Genomic DNA, 24,235 nt, shown 5'->3' on the forward strand with positions numbered 1-24,235 from the left:
AGGGCCGGGCCGCAGCGCTACTTACCCGGCGAGGTCGCTCTTGTAGAAGACGGTCGACTGGAACTCGTCAGGACTGACGGCGATCTTGCTGGAGAAGCCGAACGCGAGCCGCGGGCCGCTGGACGACCGCCAGATCGCCATTCCCTGAGGTTCGCGACCGGGCAGCGAGTTACCCGCGGTCGTCGCGAACTTCTCGTTGTACTGCCCCCCGGTCTGGTTCATATCGAGACGAACCAGATAGGACGGCTTGGCCGGATCCGAGGGCTTCGCGGGCGGTCCACCGTAGGAGAGGTATGCGTACTGGCCGTACGAGGTCACGCCCTGGAAGTGGTCGGAGTCACTGAGTCCGAGTTGGGCGTTGGTCGGCAGGGCGCGCTTGGCGAGGGGGCGAGTGTCGTCGTTGATGCCCCGGGCGATGACATCGGAGAGGTTGAACAGCGCGAGGCGCCACGGACTCGTCGTCCCCATGTACCGGACGAGCAACCGGTTCGTGTAGGGATCGATCGAAGGTCTCGGACAGTCCCGGAAATCGGAGAGACCGATCTTGAATTCCGCGACGCCGGGGCTGGTGGGGTAGTCGATCAGACCCCCGTCCTTGTACCTGATGCGGCAGATCGTGTGGCTGTTGGGGGGCGTATCGGGCTTCAGGCTCCGGTAGTCGCCCGCGAGCCAGATGAACGGAGATCCGGACGTGACCGGCTGGATCCCCATCGAAGAGCCGTGGTCGAACTTGTGGAGCGCCATGGCGCCCAGCACGTTGCCGCTCAGGTCGGTCCTGGTCACCCAGAGGTCGCCGGTCTTGCTCCCGACCTTGGTCTGCACGAAGTAGATGTGCCCGTGGACGTGGTCGAAGGCGAAGGACTGCATCGCCCAGTAGGGCTGGTGGAGCGTTCTCCGTACGACGGGATTGCCGCCGTCCCCCTTGAGAACGAAGTACTGCGACGGGTTGACGTCCGCGTGCGCCGTTTCAGCCGTCAACAAGGAAAAGCCGCCGCTCGCGGCGGCGGCGGCCATCCCTGTGCCGGTCCGGAGGAGCGTGCGGCGACTTAAGGCATTCTCTCTACCGCTTTGGGTGGACCCACTCAAGTGCATCACCTTATCTGCTGGTTCGACTGTTTTCGTTGATCACGATCAACCTAGCAACCGGACCCCTGGGTGTCGATATGCCGAACTGAAGGCGAACTGAAGGCGAGATGTGCTCACTTCACCTGCCAGAAGCCATATTCGTACCGGGCGCCGGGGTGTTGTCGGACCGGGCCCGAACGGGGCCCGGCCATGTGTGTGGTGGCGTCCAGCGCGACGTGCAGGCTCCCGGCCCTGCCCGGACCGCGTCAGCCGCCGTCGTCATCGCGCTGGACACGCGGGCGCGGGAGATGGACCGCTGGATGGCCCGCTGAACTGGTGCGGCCAAGACCCCCCGTTGCCGGCCCAGGCCCTCCCCGCCCTCTTCCGCACTGCGTCCCCGGCCCCGTAGCCGGCCGACTGGATGAGCAGGTCGCGCAGCCCTCGGGGCGTCAGCTTCCCAAGCACCACCCCAGGTCAGAGGCTTCCGCAGGCCGATGAACTCGGTTCGGTAGCCGGGCACGTGGGTGATCGGTATGACATCAGGGACTGGCATGGCGGAACCATGAACGCGGGTGCGTGTGCGCAAGCAGCCGGGTCTTGCGCACATGCCTGCCGCACCGGTGGATGCCGATGCCGATGCCGTAGGAAGGATCAGTCGAGGCGAGAGACCTGGTAGTGGCTGATGTACCAGCCGTCGGCCGCGCGCTCCACCAGCGTGCTGAGATGGACGCTGAGCATGGGCCGGTCGGTGAACGAGAAGTCGACGGCCAGGTAGCCGAGCACGAGGTCGTCGGCGAGCCGTCTCGTCTCGAGAATCCGATACGCGGCCGTCATCCCGAGAGGTTGGGAATCGTAGTAGTCGGCGACGCCCTGCCGTCCGACGCTGTAAGGATGCAGTCCCTGGAAGATCGCCTCCTCGGTGAAGAGGGAGGCGACGCGCCGGGGTTCGTGAGCGTCAACGGCTGTTTTCCACCGGTCGAGGACGCCACGCAGAATTGCTTCACTGTCCGTCGTGCTGTTCATCAGGGTTCCCTAGGAAACGGAATCGGGGGCCATCGGTCTCGCGCCGGAAGCCGGTGTCGGCCCCATCGCATGCTCAGCTCAGTGCCCTGCGCTCTGGCCGCCGTCGACGTGCAGGATCTCTCCGGTGACGAACGAGGCGTTCTCGAGGTAGACGATCGCTTCGACGACATCGTCGATCTCTCCCACCCGGCCGATCGGCTGCCGCGCGGCGAGGGCCTCGTACGTCGCGGCCGGGTGCATCGGGGTGCGGACGGTGCCGAGCGCGACGGTGTTGACGCGGATGCCGCGGGCCGCGTACTCGATCGCCAGTGCTTTGGTGACCCCGTTCAGTCCGCCTTTGGTCAACGACGCGAGGGCTGAGGGCTGCTGCGAGTCGGCGTGGTCGACCAGGCTGGTGGAGATGTTCACCAGGTGCCCCCCGCCGTCCCGGGAGAGCATGGCGGCGACGGCGCTGCGCGAGAACTCGAAGAAGCCGCGCAGGTTCACCCCGGCCACGGCGTCGTAGTCTTCGTCGGTGTACTCGGTGAACGGCTTGGCGATGAAGATCCCGGCGTTGTTGACGAGCGTGTCGATCCGGCCGAACCGCTCCAGGGCCGCGTCGACGACACGTGCGCCGACGCCCGGCTCGGCCACGTCGCCCCGCACGGTCAGTACCTCGGGATCGCCGGACTCGCCGATGGAGCGGGAGCTCGCAGCCACCCCGTAGCCGAGCTCGCGGTAGGCGGTGACCAGGGCGGCGCCGATGCCTTGGGACGCGCCGGTGATGACGGCGACCTTCTGCACGGTATTCACCATTAGAGGATCACTTACTTCTGCCTCAGCAGCATGTGCGACCTGGATCGCGGCGCGCGACGGGGCGGTGCGTCGCGCATGTCGCGGCCGGCGCTCGCCGTCGTGGTGGCCGACCACCCGGAGCGGCTGGCACGCCTGCTCGCCTCCGGTGGCCGTACCGCGCTCGCCGAGCGGCTGGTGGTGCGGCTGCGCGGGGAGTGGGGCGACGCCGATGCCGCGCGACTGCTGCCGGCCTGCGCCACCCCCTTCGTCCGCGAGAACGTAGGTGCCGACCCGGAAATCAGGATCCTGCTCCCGGTCGGGACCATCGCTCCGGCCACCCTGGCGCACGGTCGGCAGGTGGGCATCCGCTCCGGCTGTGTGCCCGGGGTCCTGCTGCGCGCCCCGCAGCAGGAGGCCGCAGACCCCGGCACACCCGACAAACGGCCGGGGCCGAAGCCGGCTGTTCCGGCTTCGGCCCCAACGCGTCGAAGCAGGCGGCCTGCTCGGGAAGCATCAGTGCATCCCTACGAGCCGCACCGCTTGGCTGCGGCCACAACGAGCTCCACAGCTTCCTCGGCGCCCGGCCCGGCCGCGGTCTCCCACCCGGACACCGGTTCAGGCAGTCCGCCCGAGGTCAGACCACCGGAACCGGGTAGGTCGGGTACTCCACCCCGGAGACGTGCTGGACGACGCGGATGACCTGGCAGGAGTAGCCGAACTCGTTGTCGTACCACAGGTAGAGGATCGCGTTGTCGCCGTCGACCTTGGTGGCGCCGGCGTCGACGATCGAGGCGTGACGCGAGCCGATGAAGTCGCTGGAGACCGCGTCGGGGGCGCTGATGAAGTCGATCTGGCGCTTGAGCGGCGAGGTCAGCGAGACGTTGCGGAGGTGGTCGAGGACCTCCTCGCGGGTGGTCTCGCGCCCGAGCCGCAGGCTGAGGATCGCGATCGACACGTCCGGCACCGGGACGCGGATCGAGCTGCCGGTGATGGGCGCCTTGAGATCGGGCAGCGCCTTGGCGACGGCGGAGGCGGCACCGGTCTCGGTGATGACCATGTTGAGCGGCGCCGAGCGGCCGCGGCGGTCGGAGCTGTGGTAGTTGTCCAGCAGGTTCTGGTCGTTGGTGAACGAGTGGACGGTCTCCACGTGGCCGCGCAGCACGCCGTACTCGTCCGCCATCGCCTTCAGCGGCGGGACGATCGCGTTGGTGGTGCAGGACGCGCAGGACAGGATCTGCTCGTCCGGCTTGATCATGTCGTGGTTGACGCCATGGACGACGTTGGGGACGTCTCCCTTGCCCGGGGCGGTCAGGACGACCTTGGCGACGCCGGGCCTGAGGTGCTTGGACAGTCCCTCGCGGTCGCGCCACTTGCCCGTGTTGTCGATGAGGATGGCGTCCTTGATGCCGTACGCCGTGTAGTCGACCTCCGACGGGTCGCCGGCGTAGATCACCTTGATCTCGTTGCCGTTGGCGATGATCGTGCTGTTCGCCTCGTCGACGGTGATCGTGCCCTGGAACTGGCCGTGGATGGAGTCGCGCCGCAGCAGCGAGGCGCGCTTGACGATGTCCTGTTCGCCGCCCTGGCGGACGACGATGGCGCGCAGCCGCAGGCCGTTGCCGGAGCCGGCCTTCTCGATGAGCAGGCGGGCGACAAGGCGGCCGATGCGGCCGAACCCGTAGAGGACGACGTCACGCGACTCGCGGCGCTCGATCTTGTTGGCGCCCGTGGCGCCGACGACGGCCTCGGCGGTGAACTCCTCCACCGAGAGACCGCGGTCGTCGGTCCTGTACGTCGCGGCGAGCATGCCGATGTCGATCTGGGAAGGGCCGAGGTCGAGCGCGGTGAGGGCCTGAAGGAACGGCAGCGTCTCGGTGACCGAGAGTTCCTCACCGGCGATCTGCCGGGCGAATCGGTGGGTCTTGAGGATGCTGACCACCGACTTGTTCACCAAGGAGCGGCTGTGAAGCAGGATCGTTACGTCCTGCTCCCGGTGCAGCTTCCCGATGATCGGGATCATCGACTCCGCGGTCTCTTCGCGGTTCTTCCAGTTGGTGAACGAGTCGTCATTGACAGTCACAGGTTTATCTTTCGAGCTAGGCGGCGCTCATATGCTAACCCCCTGCCACTTTGATCGTTCAAACGGTGCCCCCTGAAGGAACCGGGTGGCCCTCAGCGACGCGGCGTTCCCGTACACCTGGCACGGCGACAGAGCCACCGAGGCACGGAGAGCCACCGAGCCACGAGCCACCGAGCGGAACGGCTACCCGACGAGTGTCTGGGTGCCGAGCACGGCGAGCAGTGCGAGCCGTTCGGCGTCCTCGGTGCCGGGCTCGGCCGTGTAGATCATGAGGCGCAGGTACCTGCCCGCCACGGTGAGCACGTCGCAGTCCAGCGTCAGGAGGCCCGCCTGCGGGTGGTCGATGGTCTTGCGCGCGGCCTCGTGGTGGCCGCCGGCACCGGACTCCCACAGCTCGGCGATCCGGTCACTGTTCACGCGCAGTTCCGCGACGAGGCTTCGTAGCCCCGGGTCGGCCGGATAGCGGCCGGCGGCCGCGCGCAGGTCGGCGACCAGCGCAGTCTCGAATCTGCGCAGGGACTGCGGCGTATGCCGGGCCCGGATGCCCGGACCGAGAAAGTGCCGCCACACGGCGTTGCGCCGGCTGCCGCGCCATCCGGACGGATCACCCATCAGTGCCGCGTACGGCGGGTTGGCCACGAGGAGCGTCCAGGACGTCGTAGACCGCGACGGGAGTCCCGGTCAGCCTGTCCAGCAGCCGCTGCACGCTCGGGGTGATGCAGGCGGGTACCGTTTCCGGGCCCGGCGGGGCCAGTCCGGCCAGCCGGAACAGGTGCTCCCGCTCCGTTCCCGACAACCGCAGGGCCCTGGCCAGGGCCTCGACGACCTGCGCCGACGGGTGGGAAGCACGTCCCTGTTCGAGACGGGTGACATGGTCGACGGAGATCCCGGCCAGCAGGGCCAGCTCCTCACGGCGCAGTCCGGCCGCGCGCCGGTGGCCGCCGGCCGGCACCCCGGCGGCGTCCGGCGAGACCCGGTCGCGCCACCGGCGCACCGCCTTGCCGAACTCCGCAGTCGCCACGCCCACCGGTGTGCATCGCCGGCCGCGGACCAGCCTGGTACCGGCAGTCCCAGGAAGACGGGACGTCTGGCCGACCACGCCGGCCGGCCGGATCCTGGCGGTATGACGACAACACTGATCACCGGAGCGAACAAGGGACTCGGCTTCGAGACCGCCCGCCGACTCGTCGCGGCAGGCCACACCGTCTACGTCGGCAGCCGGGACGCCGGACGCGGGCGCCGCGCCGCCGAGCAGCTGGGAGCGCGCATGGTCCTCGTCGATGTCACCGACGACGTGTCCGTCGCCGCCGCGGCGAAAGTCGTCGAGACCGAGGGCGGGCTGGACGTGCTGGTCAACAACGCCGGCGTCGAAGAGCGAGCGCGGGACGGAGGCGTGGTCGGCGCCGCGGAGGTGACCGCAGAGATGATGCGGTCGCTGTTCGAGACGAACGTCTTCGGCGTGGTGCGTGTCACCCACGCGTTCCTGCCGCTGCTTCAGCGGTCCGCCGCCCCCGTCGTGGTCAACGTCAGCAGCGGCCTGGCCTCGATGGCCCGGGTCACCGACCCTGGAACACCTGCGTACGCATACCCGGGGGTCACCTATCCGGCGTCGAAGACCGCGGTCAACATGATCACCGTGCAGTACGCGAAGGCGTTCCCGGCCATGCGGATCAACGCGGTGGAGCCCGGCTACACAGCGACGGACCTGAACAGGCACACGGGGACGCAGACGGTCGAAGAGGGCGCCGAGATCATCGTCCGCATGGCGCAGGTGGGCCCCGAGGGCCCTACCGGCGGCTACTTCGACGCCGCGGGCCCGCTCCCCTGGTAGGAGGGCCGGGGCGACGCTCGGAGAGACCGACCGCCGCATCTCCACCGGGCCATCTCACACGAGGTTGTCAGTGGCGGGGTGCAGGATCAGCACATCGGCTCTTCGAGGGAGATGGGGATTCACCGTGTCGATCACGAACCAGCAGGTGAAGGAGTACGCGTTTCTCCAAGTGCTGTACGCGGACGCATACTTCCCCGATCACGTCCTCGACAAAGGCCGACGCATCCTGCTGGCCCTGTGTGAGCGGATCGAGCGGGAACGGCCGGCGGACCTGACGGCGTTGTACGTGCTCACGGAGGCGGCAACGGAGGAGTTCAACGCGTTGGAGGCCGAGTTCGACGCGGCGGGAAGTGAGATCGAGACCGTCGCACGCGAGGAGATAGCCGAGGACTTCTGGTTCGTGGCGTCGGCCTACGGATTCGGGGATGCGGATGCGGAAGAGCTGATCGCTGCTCGGGAGTGGTGACATGCGATCAAAGGCGTGCGGCACCGGAACGGACGACGCGGGCGCCGGTGACGTCACCGACGCAAGCATCGACCGCACCGCCCGCCGACGCTGACGAACCAGCTCCTGGGTTCACGCCGGACCGGAGGGCGGGGGGCCTGCCGTCATGTGTCCGCCGTGTCGCACCCCCGGGTGCCCGTGATACCCCGGGCCCACCAGGGATCATGGACCCATGGTACGGGCGGACAACGACGGCTGGGCGGCGGAAGCGGTACGTGAGCTGTGCGCGGACGCGCGCCCGACACCGCTGCTCCGGCGGTCGGGGGCTGCCGGGCAGTTCGGAGAGCTCTACGTCAAGGACGAGTCCGCGCACCCGTCGGGCACGCTCAAGCACCGCCTCGTCCGTGCCCTGCTGTGCGAGGCGGTGCTCGACGGTGCGGTACGCGAGGGCGTGCCGGTGGTGATGGGGACGGGCGGTCCCGCGGCCGTGGCCGGCGCCTACTGCGCACGCCGCGCCGGACTGCCCTTCGTCGCGCTCGTGCCGGCCAAGACTCCGCCGCTGGTACGCGAGTCGGTCGAGCGGTACGGGGGCCGATGGCGCATCGCCTCGGTCCCCGCGGACATCCAGGACGAAGCGCGCGGACTCGCGGCGCGTCTCGGCGGACACTTCCTCGACCACTTCGCCGACTCCGAGCGGGCGATCGGGCGCTGCCCGCTGCCGGATCTCGGCGCGGAGCTGTACGGGCAACTGGCCGAGGCGGGGGCCACGGATCCCGCCTGGCTGGTGGCGGGCCTCGGCACGGGTACGACGACGGCGACGCTCGGACGGCACGCGCGTCGCGAACGGGGCGGCCCCGGCGCACGGGTGGCCGGCGTGGACGCCGAGAACTCCGCGTACTTCCCGGCCTGGGCGAGCGGCTGCGACGCCTACACGACCGGGCTGCCCTCCCCCATTCCCGGCATCGGGCGACCGTGTACGGAGCCGGCGTTCCGGCCGGACCTGCTGGATCTGGTCATCCCGGTGACGGAGGACGCGGCGGCGGAGGGGCTGCGCTGGCTGCGTGGGGAGACCGCGTACGGGAACGGGTCAGGGCTTGCGACAGGCGCCATCGGCTGGGCCGCGCGCCATCTGCTCGGGCGGATGAAGGAGTCGGGGACACCGGGGAGCGTGGTGATGGTGACCGGGGAGCGGCCGCGCCGCCCGCGTTCAGCCCCCGGTCTCCAGGCGTAGGTTCCAGCTGCCCGACCGTCCGGTCAGGACGACGGTGGAGAGCGGACGGACGTCGACGTTCCAGTACGTCGACGGATGTGCCTTGAGCGCATACACGAGCGCTGCCCGTACGACGGCGGGTTCCGCGACGGCCAGGACCGAACTGCCGTCGTCCGCGGGGCGGGTGTCGAGCCAGCCGCCTATCCGGGAGATGAAGCCCAGCAGGGGCTCACCCCCGTGCGGCGCGGAGCGGGGATCGGCGAGCCACGCGTCGACCGCGTCCGGCTCCACGGCCGCCACCTCGGCCAGCGTGTAGCCGCGCCACCGGCCCATGTCGCAGTCGCTCAGCGCGGGCTGGGCGAGCGGGGCGAAGCCGAGCGCATCGGCCGTCGCACGGCTCCGGGCGGTCGGCGAGCAGTAGCGCAGCTCGGCCGCGCCGAGCGGTACGAGCGCATGCGCGGCGAGCTGCACCTCGTGCCAGCCGGCCTGGTCCAGCGGCCGGTCGTCGTCGAAGCGCTCGGCCAGCCGTGAGGCGCAGCGCGCGGCGGCGACGAGGGTGACCCGAACACTCATGGCGGGATCGTGAGGCCGCGCGCGCCCCAGGTCAAGAGGGGTTACTGACCGTTAATGAAGTTCACTCCAGACCGAGGTTCAGCCAGTTCTCCGGCTGCGCGAGCGGCGCGAATCCGACCTTCTCGTAGACACCGTGCGCATCGTTGGTGCTGAGCAGGATCCGCCGCAGTCCCAGCGGTGCGAGGTGGTCCCTGACGGCCTCGACGAGGGTGGTGCCCACGCCCCTGCCTCGCGCGGATCTGTCCACGTAGACATCGCACAGCCACGCGAACGTGGCGTGATCGGTGACGACGCGGGCATATGCGATGATTTCGCCCGACGCTTTGTCGTACGCCCCGAAGTTGAGCGATCCCGCGATGGCCCGGTCCTGCTTCTCGCGGCTGCGGCCGAGCGCCCAGTAGGCGTCGGTGGAGAGCCAGTGGTGGACCCGGGCCGGGTCGATGCGGGACGGGTCGGACGAGATCTCGTACGCGCCAGAGGTGATCGTCGTGTCGTTGCTCATCACCGAACCTTCGCAGGTCCGGTGCCGGTTGTCAGTGTCGGGCGCCACGAATCCGTCAGCCCGCGATCTCCTCGCAGGCGGTCTGCAGCCGCCGCACTCCCTCCGCGATCTCCGCCGCTCCGGCCACACCCGCGAAACTCAACCGGATGTGTCCGGCCGGGGGTTCGGCGCTGAAGTAGGGGCGGCCCGGGGCTACGGCGACGCCCGCGCGGAGGGCGGCGGAGACGAGGGCGGATTCGTCGGTGCCGTCGGGGAGGCGGAGCCAGAGGTGATAGCCGCCGGACGGGACGTGCGGCAGGGCGAGTTGAGGGAGACCAAGACGCAGGGCCGCGGTCATCGCATCCCTGCGGCTCCTCAACTCGCCGGATATCGACCGGAGATGGCGGCTCCAGGCCGGGGAGCCGACCAGTTCGAGGGCCGCCTCCTGGAGAGGCCTCGGCACGAAGAAGTTGTCGACGACATGGATGGCGCGCAGGCGTTCCAGCACGGGTCCACGAGCGACGAGAGCCCCGACGCGCAGGCTCGGTGACGTGACCTTCGTCAGCGAGCAGACATGGACGACGACGCCGTCGGGGTCGTCCGCCGCGAGCGGGGGCGGCAGCGGGCCCGCGTCGTCGTGGACGAGGCGGCGGGCGAAGTCGTCCTCGACGACGAAAGCACCGGCGGCGTGGACGATCCGCAGGACCTCGGCGCGTCGCTCGGGGGTGAGCACGGTGCCGGTGGGGTTCTGGAACAGCGGCTGGGTGACGAAGACCCGGGCACCGGTGGCGGCGAAGGCGGCGGCGAGGAGCTCGGGGCGTACACCCTGGGGGTCCCCCGGCACCGGAACGGGCCGCAGTCCCGAGGCGCGGGCGATGGCGAGCATGCCCGGGTAGGTGGGCGATTCGACGAGCACCGGGGCGCCGGGCGGGGCCAGCGCTCGCAGGGCCGTCGTGAGCGCCGACTGGCCGCCCGCGGTGATCAGTACATCGGCTGCGGTGACGCCTGCGCCGATGCCGCGTGCGAACCAGTCGCGCAGTTCGGGCAGTCCGTCCATGGGCGGCCGTCCCCAGGCGCCGGGACGCCGGCCCGCCCTGGCGAGCGCGGCGGCCATCGCCTGCTCCGGCTGGAGCGTGGGGTGCAGATAGCCGCCGTTGAACTCGACGACACCGGGCGGCGGCGCCGCGAGAGTGACCAGTACACCGGACGCGTCCACGGCCCTCGGCACCACCTCGGTCGCCGCGTCCGCGCTGAGCGCGACCTCCTGCCACGAGGTGTCGCCGGCCGGCGGCGGGGCCATGAGGGGCCGCGCACGGAATGTGCCTGCGCCCGGCCGGGTGACGACGAGCCCCTCGGCGGCGAGCTGGGCAAGGGCGCGAGCAACGGTGACCGGTGAGACACGGAAGCGCTCGACCAGGGCCCGACTCGACGGCAGCTTCTCACCGACCGAGTAGCGGTCAAGCTCTCCCTTCAGGCTCTTTACCAGCTCGCCCGTACTGCTACGCTCATGCATGACGGACAAGAGTAGCGCTATCCCCTCCGCTTCGATAGCGGTCACCGGCCCGGCCGGGGGCCGCGCCTCCGCCGGGAGCGCGGCCACGCTCCAGGACTCCGCGGCGCCGGGCGGCGGCGACGCGGACAGCGACGCGAGCGGGTCTCCGGCCGATGCCCGCCCGCACACGTCGCTCGCCCCGGAACGCGACCCGGCATCGGGCCAGGGCGCAGACGGCACCGGGAGTCCGGCCGCGTCGCGCGGCGGCACTCTGCTCGCCTCGCTCGGCGTGGTCGCCTTCTCACTCACCTTCCCCTCCACCGTCTGGGGCCTGGAATCCTTCGGCCCCTGGTCGCTCGTGTGCCTGCGGACCCTTCTGGCGGCCGTCATCGCGGGCGGATTCCTCCTCGCCCTCCGGGTACCTCTCCCGGAGGGGCGCCACCGGATCCCGTTGCTGGTCGTCGCCGGCGGCGTGGTGGTGGGCTTCCCGCTTCTGACGACCCTCGCCCTGCGGACCTCGACCACCTCGCACGCCGCCGTCGTCGTAGGACTGCTGCCGCTCACGACCGCCGTGTTCGCAGCCGTGCGCACCGGGCGCCGCCCCTCCAGGACCTTCTGGTCCTCCGCACTCGCCGGTGCGGCAGTCGTGATCGTCTTCACGCTGCAGCAGAGCGGCGGCGCCCTCTCCACGGGCGACCTCTTTCTGTTCGGCGCCCTGCTGGTGTGCGCCGCGGGCTACACGGAGGGCGGCCGGCTGGCGCGGCTGATGCCGGGCTGGCAGGTGGTCGGCTGGGCGCTGGTCCTGTGCCTGCCGTTCGCTCTGGCGGGCTCGGTCTTCGCTCTGATGGCCGAACCCGTCCGGCTGACTGCTCACGGCGTCGTGGGCCTGCTCTGGGTGGCCGCCGGGTCGACGTTCTCCGGGCTCTATGTCTGGTACCGCGGCATGGCGTCGATCGGCATCGCGAAGGCCAGCCAGCTCCAGCTCGCCCAGCCCCTGCTGACCCTCGTCTGGGCGGTGCTGCTGCTCTCCGAACCGCTCTCCCCCGCCGCCCCGGTCGCGGCGGTCGCCGTGCTCGTCTGCATCGCCGTGACCCAGCGCGCGAAGGCCTGATGACCGGCGACCCTGCGGCCCGGCGTGGTCGCTGCCGGAGGTCCCGGGCCCACGCCCCGAAGGTGACACACGTCACGCCCCGGGACGTAGACTCAGGGATACCGACCGCGCCCCTTCAAGGAGGTCACTCCCGATGCAAGCGAGTGTGGGCGATCAGCTGCTCGTGCACGGCCGGATCGTCGGTCAGCACGACCGTGTCGCCGAAGTCGTCGAGGTACTGGGCACCGACGGAACGCCCCCGTACCGCGTCCGCTTCGAGGACGGTCATGAGTGCCTGATGTCGCCAGGCCCCGATTCCGTCGTACGCCACCACCGCGAAGAGGCCTGACCCAGGAGCTCCCGCGGTGCCCGGACCCGGGTCGGGTAGTGATCGGCCACCACGGTGGACATCGCCCCGATCCGGTCCGTGGCCACCTCTTTGGCCGAGAAGAAGCAATGTCCTCGCACGCTCGCGTACTTGCGGGCGAACGTGAGGTGCCGGGACAGCTCGCGGGGGTCCTGCCAGGCCTTGGACTGCGCCGGGTCCCCCGCCTTGTAGAGCGCCTCGCCGATGTAGAGATCGACACCGCTCCCCCGAACCACCTCGTCCCACCAGGGCACCAGGCGTGCGTAGTCGGCCGCGGCCATGCCGATGTGCCAGTAGAGCTGCGGGACGACGTAGTCGATCCACCCCTCGCGCACCCATGTGCGGGTGTCGGCGTACAGGTCGTCGTACGTCTCCACACCGGCCTGGGTGTCGGAACCGAGCGGGTCGGTGTCGGCGTTGCGCCAGACCCCGAAGGGGCTGATGCCGAAGCGGACCCCGGCGCGGGTCGTCCTGATCCGCGACGCCGTCTCGAGCACCAGCCGGTCGATGTTGTCGCGACGCCACGCGGCTCTGCTCGGGAAGTCCGCGCCGTACTTCCGGTACGCGGCCCCGTCGCCGAACGACTGCCCGCTCACCGGGTACGGATAGAAGTAGTCGTCCCAGTGCACGGCGTCGACGTCGTAACGCGCCACGGCGTCGAGCATCGCGTCCTGGACGAAGGCCCTGACCTCCGGGAGCCCCGGGTTGTAGTACAGCTTCCCGCCGTACGGAACCACCCAGCCGGGATTCCGCCGCGCCGGGTGGTTCCTGGAGAGCCGCGTCGGGTCACTGTGGTTGGCGACCCGGTACGGGTTGAACCAGGCGTGCAGCTCCAGTCCGCGCGCATGTGCCTCCCGCACGGCGGTGCCCAGCGGGTCCCAGCCCGGATCACGGCCCTGGACGCCGGTGAGGCACTGCGACCAGGGCTCGTACGGCGAGGGCCACAGGGCGTCGGCGGCCGGCCTGACCTGGAGGACGACCGTGTTGAGGCGCCGCTGGACCGCCGTGTCGAGCAGGCCGATCAACTCGGCGCGCTGCCGGGCCGCACTGAGCCCGGGCTGCGACGGCCAGTCGCGGTTGGCGATGGTGGCCATCCACATTCCACGGAACTCGCGCCCGCTGCGCAGGGGCGCGACGGCCGACGAGTCCGTACCGCTCGTCCCGGCCACCCCTTCCGAATCGTCGCCGGCGGACGCCGCCGACGCCCTCCCGGCCACCGTGAGCGCGGTGAGCGCCCCGGCCGCCGTGACGAAGCCTCGCCTGGTGATCTGCCCCATGAACCGACCCTTTCCCCTGCCGTGACCAATCCCTCACTCAATGTCACGGCACAGCATGCCGCCCCGGCCCTTCGAGCACACGCACCGGCGGAGTAACGTCGTGGGGTCGAGGCGGGCGCCGGAACCATACGGGGGACCTGCCGCACAAAGACCACTGAAGATCAGCGAAAGGCACGATGTGACCGAGACTGTGGCCGACGTATCCCGTGTCGGAGTGGTGGGCTGTGGCCAGATGGGCGCCGGTATCGCCGAGGTGTGCGCCCGCAGCGGACTCGAGGTCAAGGTCGCCGAGACCACCGGCGAGGCCCTGGAGATCGGCCGTACGCGTCTGTACAACTCCCTCTCCAAGGCCGCCGAACGCGGCAAGATCACAGAGGAGGAGCGCGACGCGACGCTGGCGCGGCTGAGCTTCACGACGGATCTCGGGGAGTTCGCCGACCGCGATCTCGTCATCGAGGCCGTCGTCGAGAACGAGCAGGTCAAGACCGAGATCTTCCAGGTGCTCGACCAGGTGGTGACCCGTCCGGACGCCATTCTCGCGTCGAACACCTCCTCCATCCCGCTGGTCAAGCTGGCCGTGGCGACCTCCCGTCCGGACCAGGTCATCGGCATCCACTTCTTCAACCCGGCCCCGGTGCAGAAGCTCGTCGAGCTGATCCCCGCGCTGACGACGTCCGAGGAGACGATCAAGCGGTCGGAGGCCGTGGTCCAGCAGGTGCTGGACAAGCACGCCATTCGCGCCCAGGACCGGTCGGGCTTCGTGGTGAACGCGCTCCTCATTCCGTATCTGCTCTCCGCCATCCGGATGTTCGAATCCGGTATCGCGAGCCGTGAGGACATCGACAACGGCATGGAGCTGGGCTGTGCCCACCCGATGGGTCCGCTGAAGCTTTCGGACCTGATCGGCCTCGACACGGTCGCGTCGGTCGCCGACTCGATGTACGCCGAGTTCAAGGAGCCGCTGTACGCCGCTCCGCCGCTGCTGCAGCGCATGGTGGACGCGGGCCGGCTGGGCCGCAAGACGGGTTCGGGCTTCTACTCGTACTCCTGATCCCCGATCGGCACGGGTGCTTCGCACGGGGTGTGCGGAGCGTGTCCGCATATGCCGTGCGCACACGCTCCCACCCTGCGACCAGGGCGAGTTGACTCGGGACCGTTCAGCCGAGGGACCACCGGAGACACTGCCCAGGAGGAGCGTTCCGTGACGACCGACCCCGATCACTTAGCCGCCGTCGAGGAGTTCGCCGAGCTGCGCCGCACTCTCGACGTCGGCCTGGCCCGCATCGACGGGCATCTCGCCCTGCTCGCCCAGCGCCACGACCGGATGGACCGGGATCTGAACGATCTCGCCGCACGCGTCGTGGCACTCGAGCACACCAAATGGCCCCTGCCCGCCGTCGCCGCGCTCACCGCGCTGGGCGCACTGGCGGTCGCGGTCTGGCAGGCCGTCGGCGGCTAGGGACTCCGGTTCGGATCCTGCCGGGCTCGCGTGCCCTGGCGCCGCACGTCGCCGCGTTGTCGCAGCTACCGCCGGAAGGTGCCCCCCACCGCGTGGGCTCCTTCCTCCGCCTTGCGGTGCACGCCGCCGGACCCCGCTCACCGATCCGGCCTGATCCGGACGAAAGACCCTGGTGCACGGCACCGCCCGGCCCTCAGCCGAGCCGCAGATGGTGCAGCATCAGCAGCCCGGCCGCCATGTTGGCGGCCGGGACCTCGCCGCGGGCGACCATGTCCGGGACCAGCTTCAGCGGTATCCACTCGCGGCGCGAGGACTCGAAGTCGTCCTCGGGAGGGCCGGTGTACGTCGCGTCCTGCGACCAGTAGAGGTGGTGCCGGGCATCGGTGAGCCCGTTCGAGGGCTCGACGGTCAGCAGATGCCGGAGGGTCCCCGGCCGCCAGCCGGTCTCCTCCTCCATCTCCCGGGCGGCGGCCGTCTCGATGTCCTCGCCGTCCTCGACGACGCCCGCGGCGAGCTCCCAGCCCCAGCTGTCGGTGATGAAGCGATGCCGCCAGAGCATCAGCACCTCGTTGGCCTCGTTGACGGCGGTCGCGACGGCGACCGGGCGCAGGCGGATGAGGAAGTGGTCCAGGTGCCGACCGTCGGGGAGCTCCACATCCGCGAGATTGACCCTGAACCAGCGGTTCTCATAAACGGTTTGCTCGCTTAATTTCGTCCACTGCACTTTTCTGCCACCTTCCGTCAAGTAGATGGCAATATCGCAGCAGGAGCATGCTCACAGGGGAACGCGCAGAGCTCCCTCGATGATTTCGGCCGCCTCTGCCGCGTCCGGGGACCCGTTCGCCACGAGGTGCCGGCGCACCTCACGCAGCCGGTCCCTCAGCCGCTGCGACTCCATTCCCCTTGCCCGCTCGGCCATTTCCGTCGCGGTGCACGCGGCCCGCTCGGGCTCGCCCTGGCGGAGCTCGATCTGGCTGAGCATGGCCAACCGGTGCACGCGGCCCCGGTCGTGCGCGGGTGCAGCGGCGGCCACGGCAGCGTGCTCACGGGCCGCGGTCAGATCCCCGAGACTCAGCAGCGCTTCCGCGACCTGGACGTTCACCAGCCCCGGCTGCACATAGCCGGTCTCGTCCGGCTCATGACCAGGACGGATCCGCTCCGCCTCCGCCTCTGCGCGCCGGATGCAGCCGAGCGCGCTCCCGCCGTCGCCGAGACTGGCGTAGGCCTTCGCCTGCATCGCATGGAGATCGGCGGCCAGTGCGGGTGTGATCTGCCGCCCTGCCGCTCGCAGTGCGGCCTCCGCGAAGGCGACCGCCTGCCGGTGCTCCCCCATGAACAGCGACTGGTTGACCAGCAGCGCTATGACATAGGCACCGAGGCCCCGGTCGCCGCTCGCCTTCGCCAGACGCAGCGCCTGGTGGAAGTAGCGCTGGGCAAGTCCATGCGCGTCGGAGTCGTACGCGCAGATGCCCGCGACGGCCACCAGTCCGCCCGTGGCCCGGTGCAGTTGACGGCCGAGGGCGTCGCTGTACGCGCCGCGCAGCAGTGGAGCGGTCTCGGCGTCGAGGAATCCGACGATGCGGGAACGGGTGGCGATACCGCCGGCCTTCCGGTACATCAGCTCGTAGTGGGCGCGCGCGGCTCGCAGCATCTTGATGTCGGCCATGCTGACGCGGGTCCGGCCGCTGCGGGAGACGTCCGCGTCCTCCGGCGGGTTCTCCCACTCCCAGACGGGCATCACCGCGGGCGTGCCCGTGACCGCCGGTGCGCCGATGATGTGCGGGCGTTGCTGCTCGTCGGAGCGCCACAGCGCGGTGGCACGCTCGACGAACCCGGACAACGGTGAGCCGTGCTGTGCCGCGGCTTCGCCGGGGACGCCGAGGCCGATGTCGTCGAGGGTGACCGTACGGTGCAGCCGGGCCGCGAGCACCTCGCAGATCAGGTCGGGTACCTGACCGCGAGGCCGCTGGCCCTTCAACCAGCGTGCCACGGCCGTGTGTTCGTAACGGAGGGCCAGGCCTCTCGCGCGGCCCGTCTGGTTGACGTGGGCGGCGAGACCGGCATGGGAGATGCCCGCCTCGTCGAGCAGGGCGTCGAGCAGGGTATTGGGCTGCATGGGGCCCTCCGTTGGCTCGGTGTGGCCCAGCGTAGTGGAGCAGGCTTCGCACGGGGTGTGAAACGAGTGCATATATCCGTGCCGCGCGCGCTCTGCCGCCGTGCCTCGGACCCCGGTTGACTGAACTGCCTCTCAAGGAGGCGGCCGGGCCGTCGGCTCCCCCTCGTACAGTGCGACGGCCCGCATCCGCGTCGTCCGTCCTGCTGATCTGCCCGTTACTCCGCGGCAGGGCGGGCGGCGCCGGCCGCGGACGACCCTTCGCCAGCCGCGATTGGAGGGTTCAGGGCGGGTACGGCGCAGGCCCGGTTCTCGGGACTGCGCCGGGACCCGTGTGCGGCTCGCTCCGGTTGTTCCGCGCCTGCGTCCACTCCGGTTCGTCCGCTGTGACCACCGACGCGAAGGGGCGCACCCGGAAACGATTCCGGGTGCGCCCCTTGATGCCTCAGCCGGGCCGGTGTGGTCAGGCCCCGCGCAGCACCGCTCCCACCCGCTCCGCGGCGAGCGCGATCGCGGCGTCTCGGGCGGCCGACGCCTCGTCGACGGTCAGCGTGCGGTCCGGGGCACGGAAGCGCAGCGCGTACGCCAGCGACTTCTTGCCCTCGCCGATCTGCTCACCGGTGAAGACGTCGAACAGCCTGACGGACTCCAGCAGTTCGCCCGCGCCCTCGCGCAGAACCCGCTCGACCTCGGCGGACGGAACGTCGGACGGAACCACCAGGGCGACGTCCTGTGTGGCCACCGGGAAGGTGGAGATCCGCGGCGCCTGGAGGGTGCCCTCGCCGGCCCGCTCCAGCAGATCCAGCTCGACCTCCATGGCGCAGGTGCGCTCCGGCAGCCCGAGCGCCTTGATGACGCGCGGGTGCAGCTCGCCGGCATGGCCTACGAGGGTCTCCTCGCCGCCGACGGTGGCGTACAGCGCCGCGCAGCGGCCCGGATGCCACGGCGCGTGCCGGTCGGCACGGACGACGAGCTCGACACCGGCCTCGCGGGCGACCGTGCGGGCGGACTCGACCGCGTCGGCCCAGTCGGCCGGGCGGCCCGCACCCCACCAGCCGGCCTGCTCGCGCGCGCCCGCAAGGACGGTCGCAGCACGGCGCGGCTGGCGTGGCAGCACCGCGTCCAGCGCGGCGATCTGCTCCTCCGTGGGACGGCGGTCGACGGACAGCCCTGCGGGCAGGGCCGTCTCCTCGCCGGTCGGCCGGAAGACCAGGCCGGTCTCGAACAGGGCCAGGTCGTTCGCACCACGGCCGACGTTGCGGCGCAGTGCGGCAAGCAGTCCGGGCAGCAGCGTGGTGCGCAGCGCCGGCTCCTCGTCCGAGAGCGGGTTGACCAGCTTGACGACGGCGCGCCGCGGGTCCTCCGCGTCGAGTCCGAGCTGGTCGAAGACGCCCTCGCCGATGAACGGGTAGTTCAGCGCCTCGACATGGCCGGCTCCGGCCAGCGCGCGGCCGACCCGGCGGTGCAGCCGCTGCCGCGCGGTGAGGCCGCGGCCCGCCGGCGGCGTGGGCAGGGTGGACGGAAGCTCCTCGTAGCCCTCAAGCCGGATGACCTCTTCTGCGAGGTCGTTCGGCGCGTGCAGGTCGGGCCGCCACGACGGTACGGTGACGACCAGTTCGTCCTGTCCGTAGACGTCACAGCCGACCTCCTGGAGGCGGCGTACGACGGTCTCCCGGCCGTAGTCGACACCCGCCACCCGGTCGGGGTGGTCGGCGGGCATCGTGACCGTGCGCGGCGCGGACGGCGCGATGATCTCGGTGACCCCTGCCTCTGCCGTGCCGCCCGCGAGCAGCACCAGCAGGTCGACCGTGCGCTGCGCGGCAGCCGCCGCGGCCTGCGGGTCGACGCCGCGCTCGAAGCGCTTGGACGCCTCAGACGACAGCTTGTGGCGGCGCGCGGTGCGGGCGATCGAGATCGCGTCGAAGTGCGCGGCCTCGATGACGACCTCGGTCGTACCGCGGACCTCGCCCGTCTCTGGGTCGGTGACCGAGTCGGCGATCTCCGTGTTGGCTCCGCCCATCACACCCGCGAGACCGATGGTCCCGCGGTCGTCGGTGATGACCAGGTCCTCGGCGTCCAGGACGCGCTTGGTGCCGTCGAGGGTGGTGAACTTCTCGCCCTGCTCGGCGCGGCGCACGCCGATCGCACCCTGGATGCGGGTGCGGTCGTAGGCGTGGAGCGGCTGGCCGAGCTCCAGCATCACGTAGTTGGTGATGTCGACGGCGAGCGAGATCGGGCGCATGCCCGCCTTCTGGAGGCGGCGCTGCATCCAGATCGGGGAGCGGGCCTCGGGGTCGAGGCCGACGACGGTGCGCGCGGTGAAACGGTCGCAGCCGACCGGGTCGGCGATCCGCACGGCGTGGCCGAACGAGTTCGGCGCGGGTACGTCGAGCAGCGCAGGGTCGCGCAGCGGCAGGCGGTAGGCGATGGCGGTCTCGCGGGCGACACCGCGCATCGACAGGCAGTAGCCGCGGTCGGGAGTGACGGCGATGTCGAGGACCTCGTCGTACAGCTCCAGGAGTTCCGCGGCGTCGGTGCCGACCTCGATCTCCGGGGGCAGGACGATGATGCCGTGCGATCCGTCGTCGCCCATGCCGAGTTCGTCCCCGGAGCAGATCATGCCGCGGGACATCCGGCCGTACGTCTTGCGCTCGGCGATCTGGAAGTCTCCGGGCAGGACCGCGCCGGGGAGCGCCACGACGACCTTGTCGCCGACGGCGAAGTTCCGGGCACCGCAGATGATCTCCTGCGGCTCGCCCGTCCCGTTGGCCTGGCCGACGTCGACCGTGCAGTAGCGGATCGGCTTCTTGAAATCCGTCAGCTCCTCGACGGTGAGCACCTGGCCGACCACCAGCGGGCCCTTGAGCCCCGCGCCGATCTGCTCGACGGTCTCGACCTCGAGGCCGGCGGCGATGAGCTTGGTCTGTACGTCACGGCCGGTCTCCGTCGCCGGCAGGTCGACGTACTCCCGCAGCCATGAAAGCGGGACCCGCATCAGATCTCCATCCCGAAGGGCCGAGTGAACCTGACGTCACCCTCGACCATGTCTCGCATGTCTTCGACGTTGTGGCGGAACATCAGCATCCGTTCGATGCCGAACCCGAAGGCGAATCCGCTGTACTTCTCGGGGTCCACGCCGCAGGCGACGAGCACCTTCGGGTTGACCATCCCGCAGCCGCCGAGCTCGATCCAGCCCTCGCTGGAGCAGGTGCGGCAGGGCCGGTCCGGGTTGCCGACGGACTCGCCGCGGCACACGTAGCAGACCATGTCCATCTCGGCGGACGGCTCGGTGAAGGGGAAGAAGTTCGGCCGCAGCCGCGTCTTCATGCCCTCACCGCCGAAGAGCGCCTGGACCATGTGGTCGAGGGTGCCCTTGAGGTCGGCCATGGTCAGGCCCTCGTCGACGGCGAGCAGCTCGACCTGGTGGAAGACCGGGGTGTGGGTCGCGTCGAGATCGTCGGTGCGGTAGACGCGGCCGGGGCAGATCACGTACAGCGGGGGCTCGCGGTCCAGCATGGAGCGGACCTGCACGGGCGAGGTGTGCGTGCGCAGCACGACGCCGGAGCCCTGGCCTCCGTCCTGTCCCTGCACGAAAAAGGTGTCGTGCTCGCCGCGGGCGGGGTGGTCGGCCGCGATGTTCAGCGCGTCGAAGTTGAGCCATTCGGACTCGACCTCGGGGCCCTCCGCGACCTCGTACCCCATGGACGTGAAGATGTCCTCGATGCGCTCCGAGAGCGTGGTCAGCGGATGACGGGCGCCGGACGCGGTGCGGTCGTACGGCAGCGTGACGTCCACCGCCTCATCGACCAGCACGCGCGCGTCGCGCTCCGCCTCGAGCTCGGCCTGGCGAGCGGCCAGTGCCTTGTTCACCGCGCCGCGGGCCTGGCCCACGCGCTTGCCTGCGTCGGCCTTGGCGTGCGGCGGCAGGGCGCCGATCTCCCGGTTGGCCAGGGCCAGCGGTGAGGAGGGCCCCGTCTGCGCGATCTTCGCCTCGTGGAGCGCGTCGAGGTCACCGGCGGCGGCGAAGGCGGCGAGCGCCTCGTCCCGCATGCGCTCGATCTCTTCCGGTTTCAGTGCCTCGACCTCGACAGGGTCGTACGACTTGTTCGGTGCCGACATCTCTTCCCGTGCTTCCGATTGGGGTGGCTGGGGCCCCCGCTCGACGACCGAGGACGCAAAGGTGCCAAAGGTCGAGTCTAGCGGGGTCAGGCATACGAAAGAGCCCGTGGGCCGGAGGGCGGGACTCAGCGGGTGTCAGCTGAGATACGCCGGGGCACCGACGGGCAGAATAAATCGGAACTCGGCGCCGCCGCGGGGTCCGCGGCCGACGGTGATCGTCCCGCCGTGCGCCTCGACGATGCCTTTGACGATGTAGAGACCGAGACCGGTGCCACCACGCTTGCTTCCCCGCCAGAAGCGGGTGAAGACACGGCCCATCGACTCCTCGGGGATGCCGGGGCCTTCGTCGCTCACGGTTACGGCCGTTCCCTTCTCGTCGTTCTTTCCGGGCGCTGGTGCCACCTCGATGGTGACGGTTCCCTCGCCGTGGCGCACCGCATTTTCCAGCAGGTTGCCGAGCACCTGGTCGATCTTGTCAGGGTCGGCCCACAGATCGGGGAGCTGCCGCTCGACGCGGACGAAGAACAGGTCCGGGGACTGGCCGCGAGCCGTGTGTGCCTGGATGTGGCGGCCGATGGCGGCGGCTATGTCGACAGGCTGCCGGCGGACCTCGAGGCGTCCGGAGTCGATCCGGGAGATGTCGAGGAGCTCGGCGATGAGGCGGGTGACGCGGTCGGCGTCGGCGTCGACCGTCTCCAGCATCAGGCGCTTCTGGTCGTCCGTGAAGCGCACCCACTTGGCCAGCAGGGTCGCGGTGAATCCCTTGACCGAGGTCAGCGGGGAGCGCAGCTCGTGGGCGACCGTGGCGATGAGTTCGGCATGGCTGCGTTCGGTGCGGCGGCGGGCCTCGGTGCCGCGGAGGCTGACGACGACGCGGCGCACCGGCCCGGTGGGCACCTCGCGGATGTACCGGGCGGAGACCAGCACTTCGCGTCCGCCGGGCAGCAGGAGGTTGCGCTCGGGCTGGCCGACACGGGTGGCCAGGCCTCCGTAGGGATCGGTGAGGGGCCACCAGCGCCGTCCCTTGAGGTCTTCGAGGGGCAGGGCGTGGTCCAGCGGCCTGCCCAGGGCTTCGGCGCCCGGGGTTGCCGTGATCCGTGCGGCCGCCGCGTTGAAGCAGATCACGCGGCCGTTCTCGTCGGCCACGACGATTCCGTCGGGGAGGTCGTCGGGGTCGATCCCGAGGTCGCCGAGGCTCATGACGGCACGCGCGAGGGCGGTCCGCGTCTGCGTATCGGCCTGCGACGGCCTGCTCGTGCCGACAGCCATCCCCGTACCCCACCTCTCGAACCGGTGCAGTGGGCCCCGAATCCGTCACCCTACTAGTGGTCGGTGACAGAGCGACACCCTCCGGGCACACGGGGCCCCGGTCACCGTGCCCGGCAGCCGCCGGGGGTGCGCTGGGCGCGGGCGGAGGCGTAGAGGCATACCGCCGCGGCCGTCGCGAGGTTGAGGCTCTCGGCCTTGCCGTGGATGGGTACGCGGACGACGGCGTCGGCGAGTGCACGGGTCTCCTCGGGCAGCCCCCAGGCCTCGTTGCCGAAGATCCACGCGGTGGGCCCGCTCATGGTGCCCGCGTCGAGCTCGTCGTCCAGGTCGTCGTCCCCGGCCCCGTCGGCGGCGAGGATCCGTACCCCCGCGCCCTTGAGCCCGCTGACGGCCTGTTCGACGGGTACGCCGACGGCGACGGGCAGATGGAACAGCGAACCGACCGACGCCCGCACCGACTTGGGGTTGTACAGGTCCACCGACGCGTCGGTGAGGACCACGGCGTCGGCGCCCGCGGCGTCCGCGCAGCGCAGGACGGTACCGGCGTTCCCCGGGTCGCGCACATGCGCGAGGACGGCGACGAGCCTGGGCCTGGCGGCGAGGATCTCCTCGAACGGCGAGTCGAGGAAGCGGCAGACGCCGACGAGTCCCTGCGGGGTGACGGTCTGCGAGACCTCGGCCAGCACCGTGTCGGGGGCGTAGTGGATCCGGGCGCCGGTGGCGCGGGCCGCGTCGACGATGTCCGCGTAGCGCTCCGCCGCCTCGACCGTGGTGAACAGCTCGATCAGCGTCGCCTCGCCGTCCCCGCCCCGGTGCTCGACGGCCTCGCGGACGGCCTGCGGCCCCTCGGCGATGAAGCGCCGGTCCTTGGACCTGAAGTTGCGCCTGGCCAGCCGCCGCGCGGCGAGGACACGAGGGGATCGCGGAGAGATCAGCTCGGGGGTGCCCATGGGGTGCACTCACTTCTCTTGTGGCGCGCGCGGCGCGTGGTGTGCGGTGTTACGAGCATCAGGCCCGCCGGCCCGGGCGCGTGGGAGCGCCCAGGCTCGGACGCCGGGCGGTGCCCCGGGCCGCTCGCCCGATCGACCCGGAGACCGGTCCGTTGCCGGGCTCCCTGCGATGCCGGGGACCGGCGCGAAGGATTCGTTGTGGTGGGGCGGCCACCTGCCACCGGCCGCGGACGGCATCCGCGGACGGCGCGCCACCGCACGGAGCCGCGCCGGCTGTCCGCGTCGCGCCACGGACCGGCCCCGACACAGGCAGGGCACGGCACGGCACGGCCACGGCGACCACGGGACGGCTGCGGGGCCGCGCCGAGCGCGGTGTCCGTCCGCGCCCATGGGGCCGGCGGCGAGCCGGCCGCGTACAGGCAGGCCGGGGCAGGTCTCGCGCCATCAGCTGGAGCGCGCGGAGGACCGCTCGCCTCCGGTCCACGGTCGTCCCACCGAGGTCGGCGCGAGCCGTGGTTCCCGTCCGCCACCGGACCCGGAAGGGAAGGGAAGGGCGTGGTACGGACCCGGGCGGCACCCCGCCTGCCGGACGCACACGGACCCGCAGGCCAGGGGCC

Annotated in this window: 21 protein-coding genes and 1 pseudogene; 7 read left to right on the forward strand and 15 right to left on the reverse strand. The window is 70.8% G+C overall.

What is annotated here, in order from left to right; genetic code table 11:
- Nucleotides 1–21: 21 nt before the first annotated feature.
- The 5 genes and pseudogenes from ACFU5O_RS19885 to ACFU5O_RS19905 all read right to left on the reverse strand — a co-directional run bounded on the left by ACFU5O_RS19885 (nucleotide 22) and on the right by ACFU5O_RS19905 (nucleotide 5,963).
- Complete coding sequence (locus tag ACFU5O_RS19885; protein ID WP_384242119.1) at nucleotides 22–978, reverse strand: hypothetical protein; 957 nt, start codon at nucleotides 976–978, stop codon at nucleotides 22–24.
- A 738-nt stretch (nucleotides 979–1,716) separates the two neighbouring features.
- Complete coding sequence (locus tag ACFU5O_RS19890) at nucleotides 1,717–2,088, reverse strand: hypothetical protein (protein ID WP_384242121.1); 372 nt, start codon at nucleotides 2,086–2,088, stop codon at nucleotides 1,717–1,719.
- A gap of 78 nt (nucleotides 2,089–2,166) precedes the next feature.
- Nucleotides 2,167–2,883 carry an SDR family NAD(P)-dependent oxidoreductase gene (locus tag ACFU5O_RS19895; RefSeq protein WP_384242274.1) on the reverse strand — a complete coding sequence of 239 codons (717 nt, stop codon included), beginning with the start codon at nucleotides 2,881–2,883 and terminating at the stop codon, nucleotides 2,167–2,169.
- A gap of 613 nt (nucleotides 2,884–3,496) precedes the next feature.
- Nucleotides 3,497–4,942, reverse strand: coding sequence for a glyceraldehyde-3-phosphate dehydrogenase (locus ACFU5O_RS19900; protein WP_384242124.1), 1,446 nt, complete (start codon nucleotides 4,940–4,942; stop codon nucleotides 3,497–3,499).
- A 183-nt stretch (nucleotides 4,943–5,125) separates the two neighbouring features.
- Nucleotides 5,126–5,963: pseudogene (locus ACFU5O_RS19905) on the reverse strand (helix-turn-helix transcriptional regulator).
- A gap of 102 nt (nucleotides 5,964–6,065) precedes the next feature.
- On the opposite strand from ACFU5O_RS19905, the gene ACFU5O_RS19910 reads away from it, so the two are divergent.
- From ACFU5O_RS19910 to ACFU5O_RS19920, 3 genes are all read left to right on the forward strand, one after another.
- Nucleotides 6,066–6,773, forward strand: a complete 708-nt coding sequence (locus ACFU5O_RS19910) for an SDR family NAD(P)-dependent oxidoreductase (RefSeq protein WP_384242126.1) — start codon at nucleotides 6,066–6,068, stop codon at nucleotides 6,771–6,773.
- Nucleotides 6,774–6,897: 124 nt separating this feature from the next.
- Nucleotides 6,898–7,239: a DUF5713 family protein gene (locus ACFU5O_RS19915; protein ID WP_384242128.1), complete on the forward strand. Its 342-nt coding sequence runs from the start codon at nucleotides 6,898–6,900 to the stop codon at nucleotides 7,237–7,239.
- Between the two features lie 211 nt (nucleotides 7,240–7,450).
- Nucleotides 7,451–8,449, forward strand: coding sequence for a pyridoxal-phosphate dependent enzyme (locus ACFU5O_RS19920; RefSeq protein ID WP_384242131.1), 999 nt, complete (start codon nucleotides 7,451–7,453; stop codon nucleotides 8,447–8,449).
- On the opposite strand, the gene ACFU5O_RS19925 is transcribed toward ACFU5O_RS19920, so the two are convergent.
- From ACFU5O_RS19925 to ACFU5O_RS19935, 3 genes are all read right to left on the reverse strand, one after another.
- Nucleotides 8,426–9,001, reverse strand: coding sequence for a histidine phosphatase family protein (locus ACFU5O_RS19925; RefSeq protein ID WP_384242132.1), 576 nt, complete (start codon nucleotides 8,999–9,001; stop codon nucleotides 8,426–8,428). The two genes, ACFU5O_RS19920 and ACFU5O_RS19925, sit on opposite strands and share 24 nt — an antisense overlap.
- Nucleotides 9,002–9,062: 61 nt before the next feature.
- Nucleotides 9,063–9,503 (reverse strand): GNAT family N-acetyltransferase, encoded by a 441-nt coding sequence (locus ACFU5O_RS19930; RefSeq protein ID WP_384242134.1) that lies wholly within the window; start codon nucleotides 9,501–9,503, stop codon nucleotides 9,063–9,065.
- Between the two features lie 55 nt (nucleotides 9,504–9,558).
- Entirely contained in the window at nucleotides 9,559–10,995 is a 1,437-nt protein-coding gene (locus tag ACFU5O_RS19935; protein ID WP_384242137.1) for a PLP-dependent aminotransferase family protein, read from the reverse strand.
- On the opposite strand from ACFU5O_RS19935, the gene ACFU5O_RS19940 reads away from it, so the two are divergent.
- Both ACFU5O_RS19940 and ACFU5O_RS19945 read left to right on the forward strand, forming a co-directional pair.
- A complete protein-coding gene (locus ACFU5O_RS19940; protein ID WP_384242139.1) occupies nucleotides 10,994–12,085 on the forward strand; it encodes a DMT family transporter in 1,092 nt (363 codons plus the stop codon). The genes ACFU5O_RS19935 and ACFU5O_RS19940 overlap by 2 nt on opposite strands.
- Before the next feature lie 133 nt (nucleotides 12,086–12,218).
- Nucleotides 12,219–12,413: a DUF1918 domain-containing protein gene (locus ACFU5O_RS19945; protein ID WP_384242141.1), complete on the forward strand. Its 195-nt coding sequence runs from the start codon at nucleotides 12,219–12,221 to the stop codon at nucleotides 12,411–12,413.
- Here ACFU5O_RS19945 and ACFU5O_RS19950 read toward each other — a convergent pair.
- Complete coding sequence (locus ACFU5O_RS19950) at nucleotides 12,350–13,708, reverse strand: glycoside hydrolase family 10 protein (protein WP_384242143.1); 1,359 nt, start codon at nucleotides 13,706–13,708, stop codon at nucleotides 12,350–12,352. The genes ACFU5O_RS19945 and ACFU5O_RS19950 overlap by 64 nt on opposite strands.
- A gap of 190 nt (nucleotides 13,709–13,898) precedes the next feature.
- Between ACFU5O_RS19950 and ACFU5O_RS19955 the strand changes: the two genes are divergently transcribed.
- A complete protein-coding gene (locus tag ACFU5O_RS19955) occupies nucleotides 13,899–14,759 on the forward strand; it encodes a 3-hydroxybutyryl-CoA dehydrogenase (protein WP_384242276.1) in 861 nt (286 codons plus the stop codon).
- A gap of 150 nt (nucleotides 14,760–14,909) precedes the next feature.
- Nucleotides 14,910–15,167 (forward strand): hypothetical protein, encoded by a 258-nt coding sequence (locus tag ACFU5O_RS19960; protein WP_384242146.1) that lies wholly within the window; start codon nucleotides 14,910–14,912, stop codon nucleotides 15,165–15,167.
- 193 nt (nucleotides 15,168–15,360) lie between these two features.
- Here ACFU5O_RS19960 and ACFU5O_RS19965 read toward each other — a convergent pair whose 3' ends face one another.
- From ACFU5O_RS19965 to ACFU5O_RS19990, 6 genes are all read right to left on the reverse strand, one after another.
- Entirely contained in the window at nucleotides 15,361–15,891 is a 531-nt protein-coding gene (locus tag ACFU5O_RS19965; RefSeq protein WP_384242278.1) for an NUDIX hydrolase, read from the reverse strand.
- A gap of 51 nt (nucleotides 15,892–15,942) precedes the next feature.
- A complete protein-coding gene (locus ACFU5O_RS19970; protein ID WP_384242148.1) occupies nucleotides 15,943–17,283 on the reverse strand; it encodes a transcriptional regulator in 1,341 nt (446 codons plus the stop codon).
- 460 nt (nucleotides 17,284–17,743) lie between these two features.
- Nucleotides 17,744–20,275 (reverse strand): phenylalanine--tRNA ligase subunit beta, encoded by a 2,532-nt coding sequence (gene pheT, locus ACFU5O_RS19975; protein ID WP_384242150.1) that lies wholly within the window; start codon nucleotides 20,273–20,275, stop codon nucleotides 17,744–17,746.
- Nucleotides 20,275–21,399: a phenylalanine--tRNA ligase subunit alpha gene (gene pheS / locus ACFU5O_RS19980; RefSeq protein WP_384242153.1), complete on the reverse strand. Its 1,125-nt coding sequence runs from the start codon at nucleotides 21,397–21,399 to the stop codon at nucleotides 20,275–20,277. The genes pheT and pheS overlap by 1 nt, the downstream gene beginning before the upstream one ends.
- Nucleotides 21,400–21,534: 135 nt before the next feature.
- A complete protein-coding gene (locus ACFU5O_RS19985; RefSeq protein ID WP_384242156.1) occupies nucleotides 21,535–22,668 on the reverse strand; it encodes an ATP-binding protein in 1,134 nt (377 codons plus the stop codon).
- 101 nt (nucleotides 22,669–22,769) lie between these two features.
- Nucleotides 22,770–23,618 (reverse strand): TrmH family RNA methyltransferase, encoded by an 849-nt coding sequence (locus ACFU5O_RS19990; protein WP_384242159.1) that lies wholly within the window; start codon nucleotides 23,616–23,618, stop codon nucleotides 22,770–22,772.
- Nucleotides 23,619–24,235 lie beyond the last annotated feature (617 nt).

The organism is Streptomyces sp. NPDC057445 (assembly GCF_042802855.1).
In the GTDB taxonomy this organism is placed as follows: Bacteria; Actinomycetota; Actinomycetes; order Streptomycetales; family Streptomycetaceae; genus Streptomyces.

Bases quoted from the DNA above. Each gene is read 5' to 3' on its own strand.
- ACFU5O_RS19895 (WP_384242274.1), bottom strand. From the start codon at position 2,883: ATGGTGAATACCGTGCAGAAGGTCGCCGTCATCACCGGCGCGTCCCAA.
- ACFU5O_RS19970 (WP_384242148.1), bottom strand. From the start codon at position 17,283: ATGCAGCCCAATACCCTGCTCGACGCCCTGCTCGACGAGGCGGGCATC.
- pheS (WP_384242153.1), bottom strand. From the start codon at position 21,399: ATGTCGGCACCGAACAAGTCGTACGACCCTGTCGAGGTCGAGGCACTG.
- ACFU5O_RS19940 (WP_384242139.1), top strand. From the start codon at position 10,994: ATGACGGACAAGAGTAGCGCTATCCCCTCCGCTTCGATAGCGGTCACC.
- ACFU5O_RS19920 (WP_384242131.1), top strand. From the start codon at position 7,451: ATGGTACGGGCGGACAACGACGGCTGGGCGGCGGAAGCGGTACGTGAG.
- ACFU5O_RS19950 (WP_384242143.1), bottom strand. From the start codon at position 13,708: ATGGGGCAGATCACCAGGCGAGGCTTCGTCACGGCGGCCGGGGCGCTC.
- ACFU5O_RS19925 (WP_384242132.1), bottom strand. From the start codon at position 9,001: ATGAGTGTTCGGGTCACCCTCGTCGCCGCCGCGCGCTGCGCCTCACGG.
- ACFU5O_RS19985 (WP_384242156.1), bottom strand. From the start codon at position 22,668: ATGGCTGTCGGCACGAGCAGGCCGTCGCAGGCCGATACGCAGACGCGG.
- ACFU5O_RS19935 (WP_384242137.1), bottom strand. From the start codon at position 10,995: ATGCATGAGCGTAGCAGTACGGGCGAGCTGGTAAAGAGCCTGAAGGGA.
- ACFU5O_RS19930 (WP_384242134.1), bottom strand. From the start codon at position 9,503: ATGAGCAACGACACGACGATCACCTCTGGCGCGTACGAGATCTCGTCC.
- ACFU5O_RS19910 (WP_384242126.1), top strand. From the start codon at position 6,066: ATGACGACAACACTGATCACCGGAGCGAACAAGGGACTCGGCTTCGAG.
- ACFU5O_RS19990 (WP_384242159.1), bottom strand. From the start codon at position 23,618: ATGGGCACCCCCGAGCTGATCTCTCCGCGATCCCCTCGTGTCCTCGCC.
- ACFU5O_RS19945 (WP_384242141.1), top strand. From the start codon at position 12,219: ATGCAAGCGAGTGTGGGCGATCAGCTGCTCGTGCACGGCCGGATCGTC.
- ACFU5O_RS19890 (WP_384242121.1), bottom strand. From the start codon at position 2,088: ATGAACAGCACGACGGACAGTGAAGCAATTCTGCGTGGCGTCCTCGAC.
- pheT (WP_384242150.1), bottom strand. From the start codon at position 20,275: ATGCGGGTCCCGCTTTCATGGCTGCGGGAGTACGTCGACCTGCCGGCG.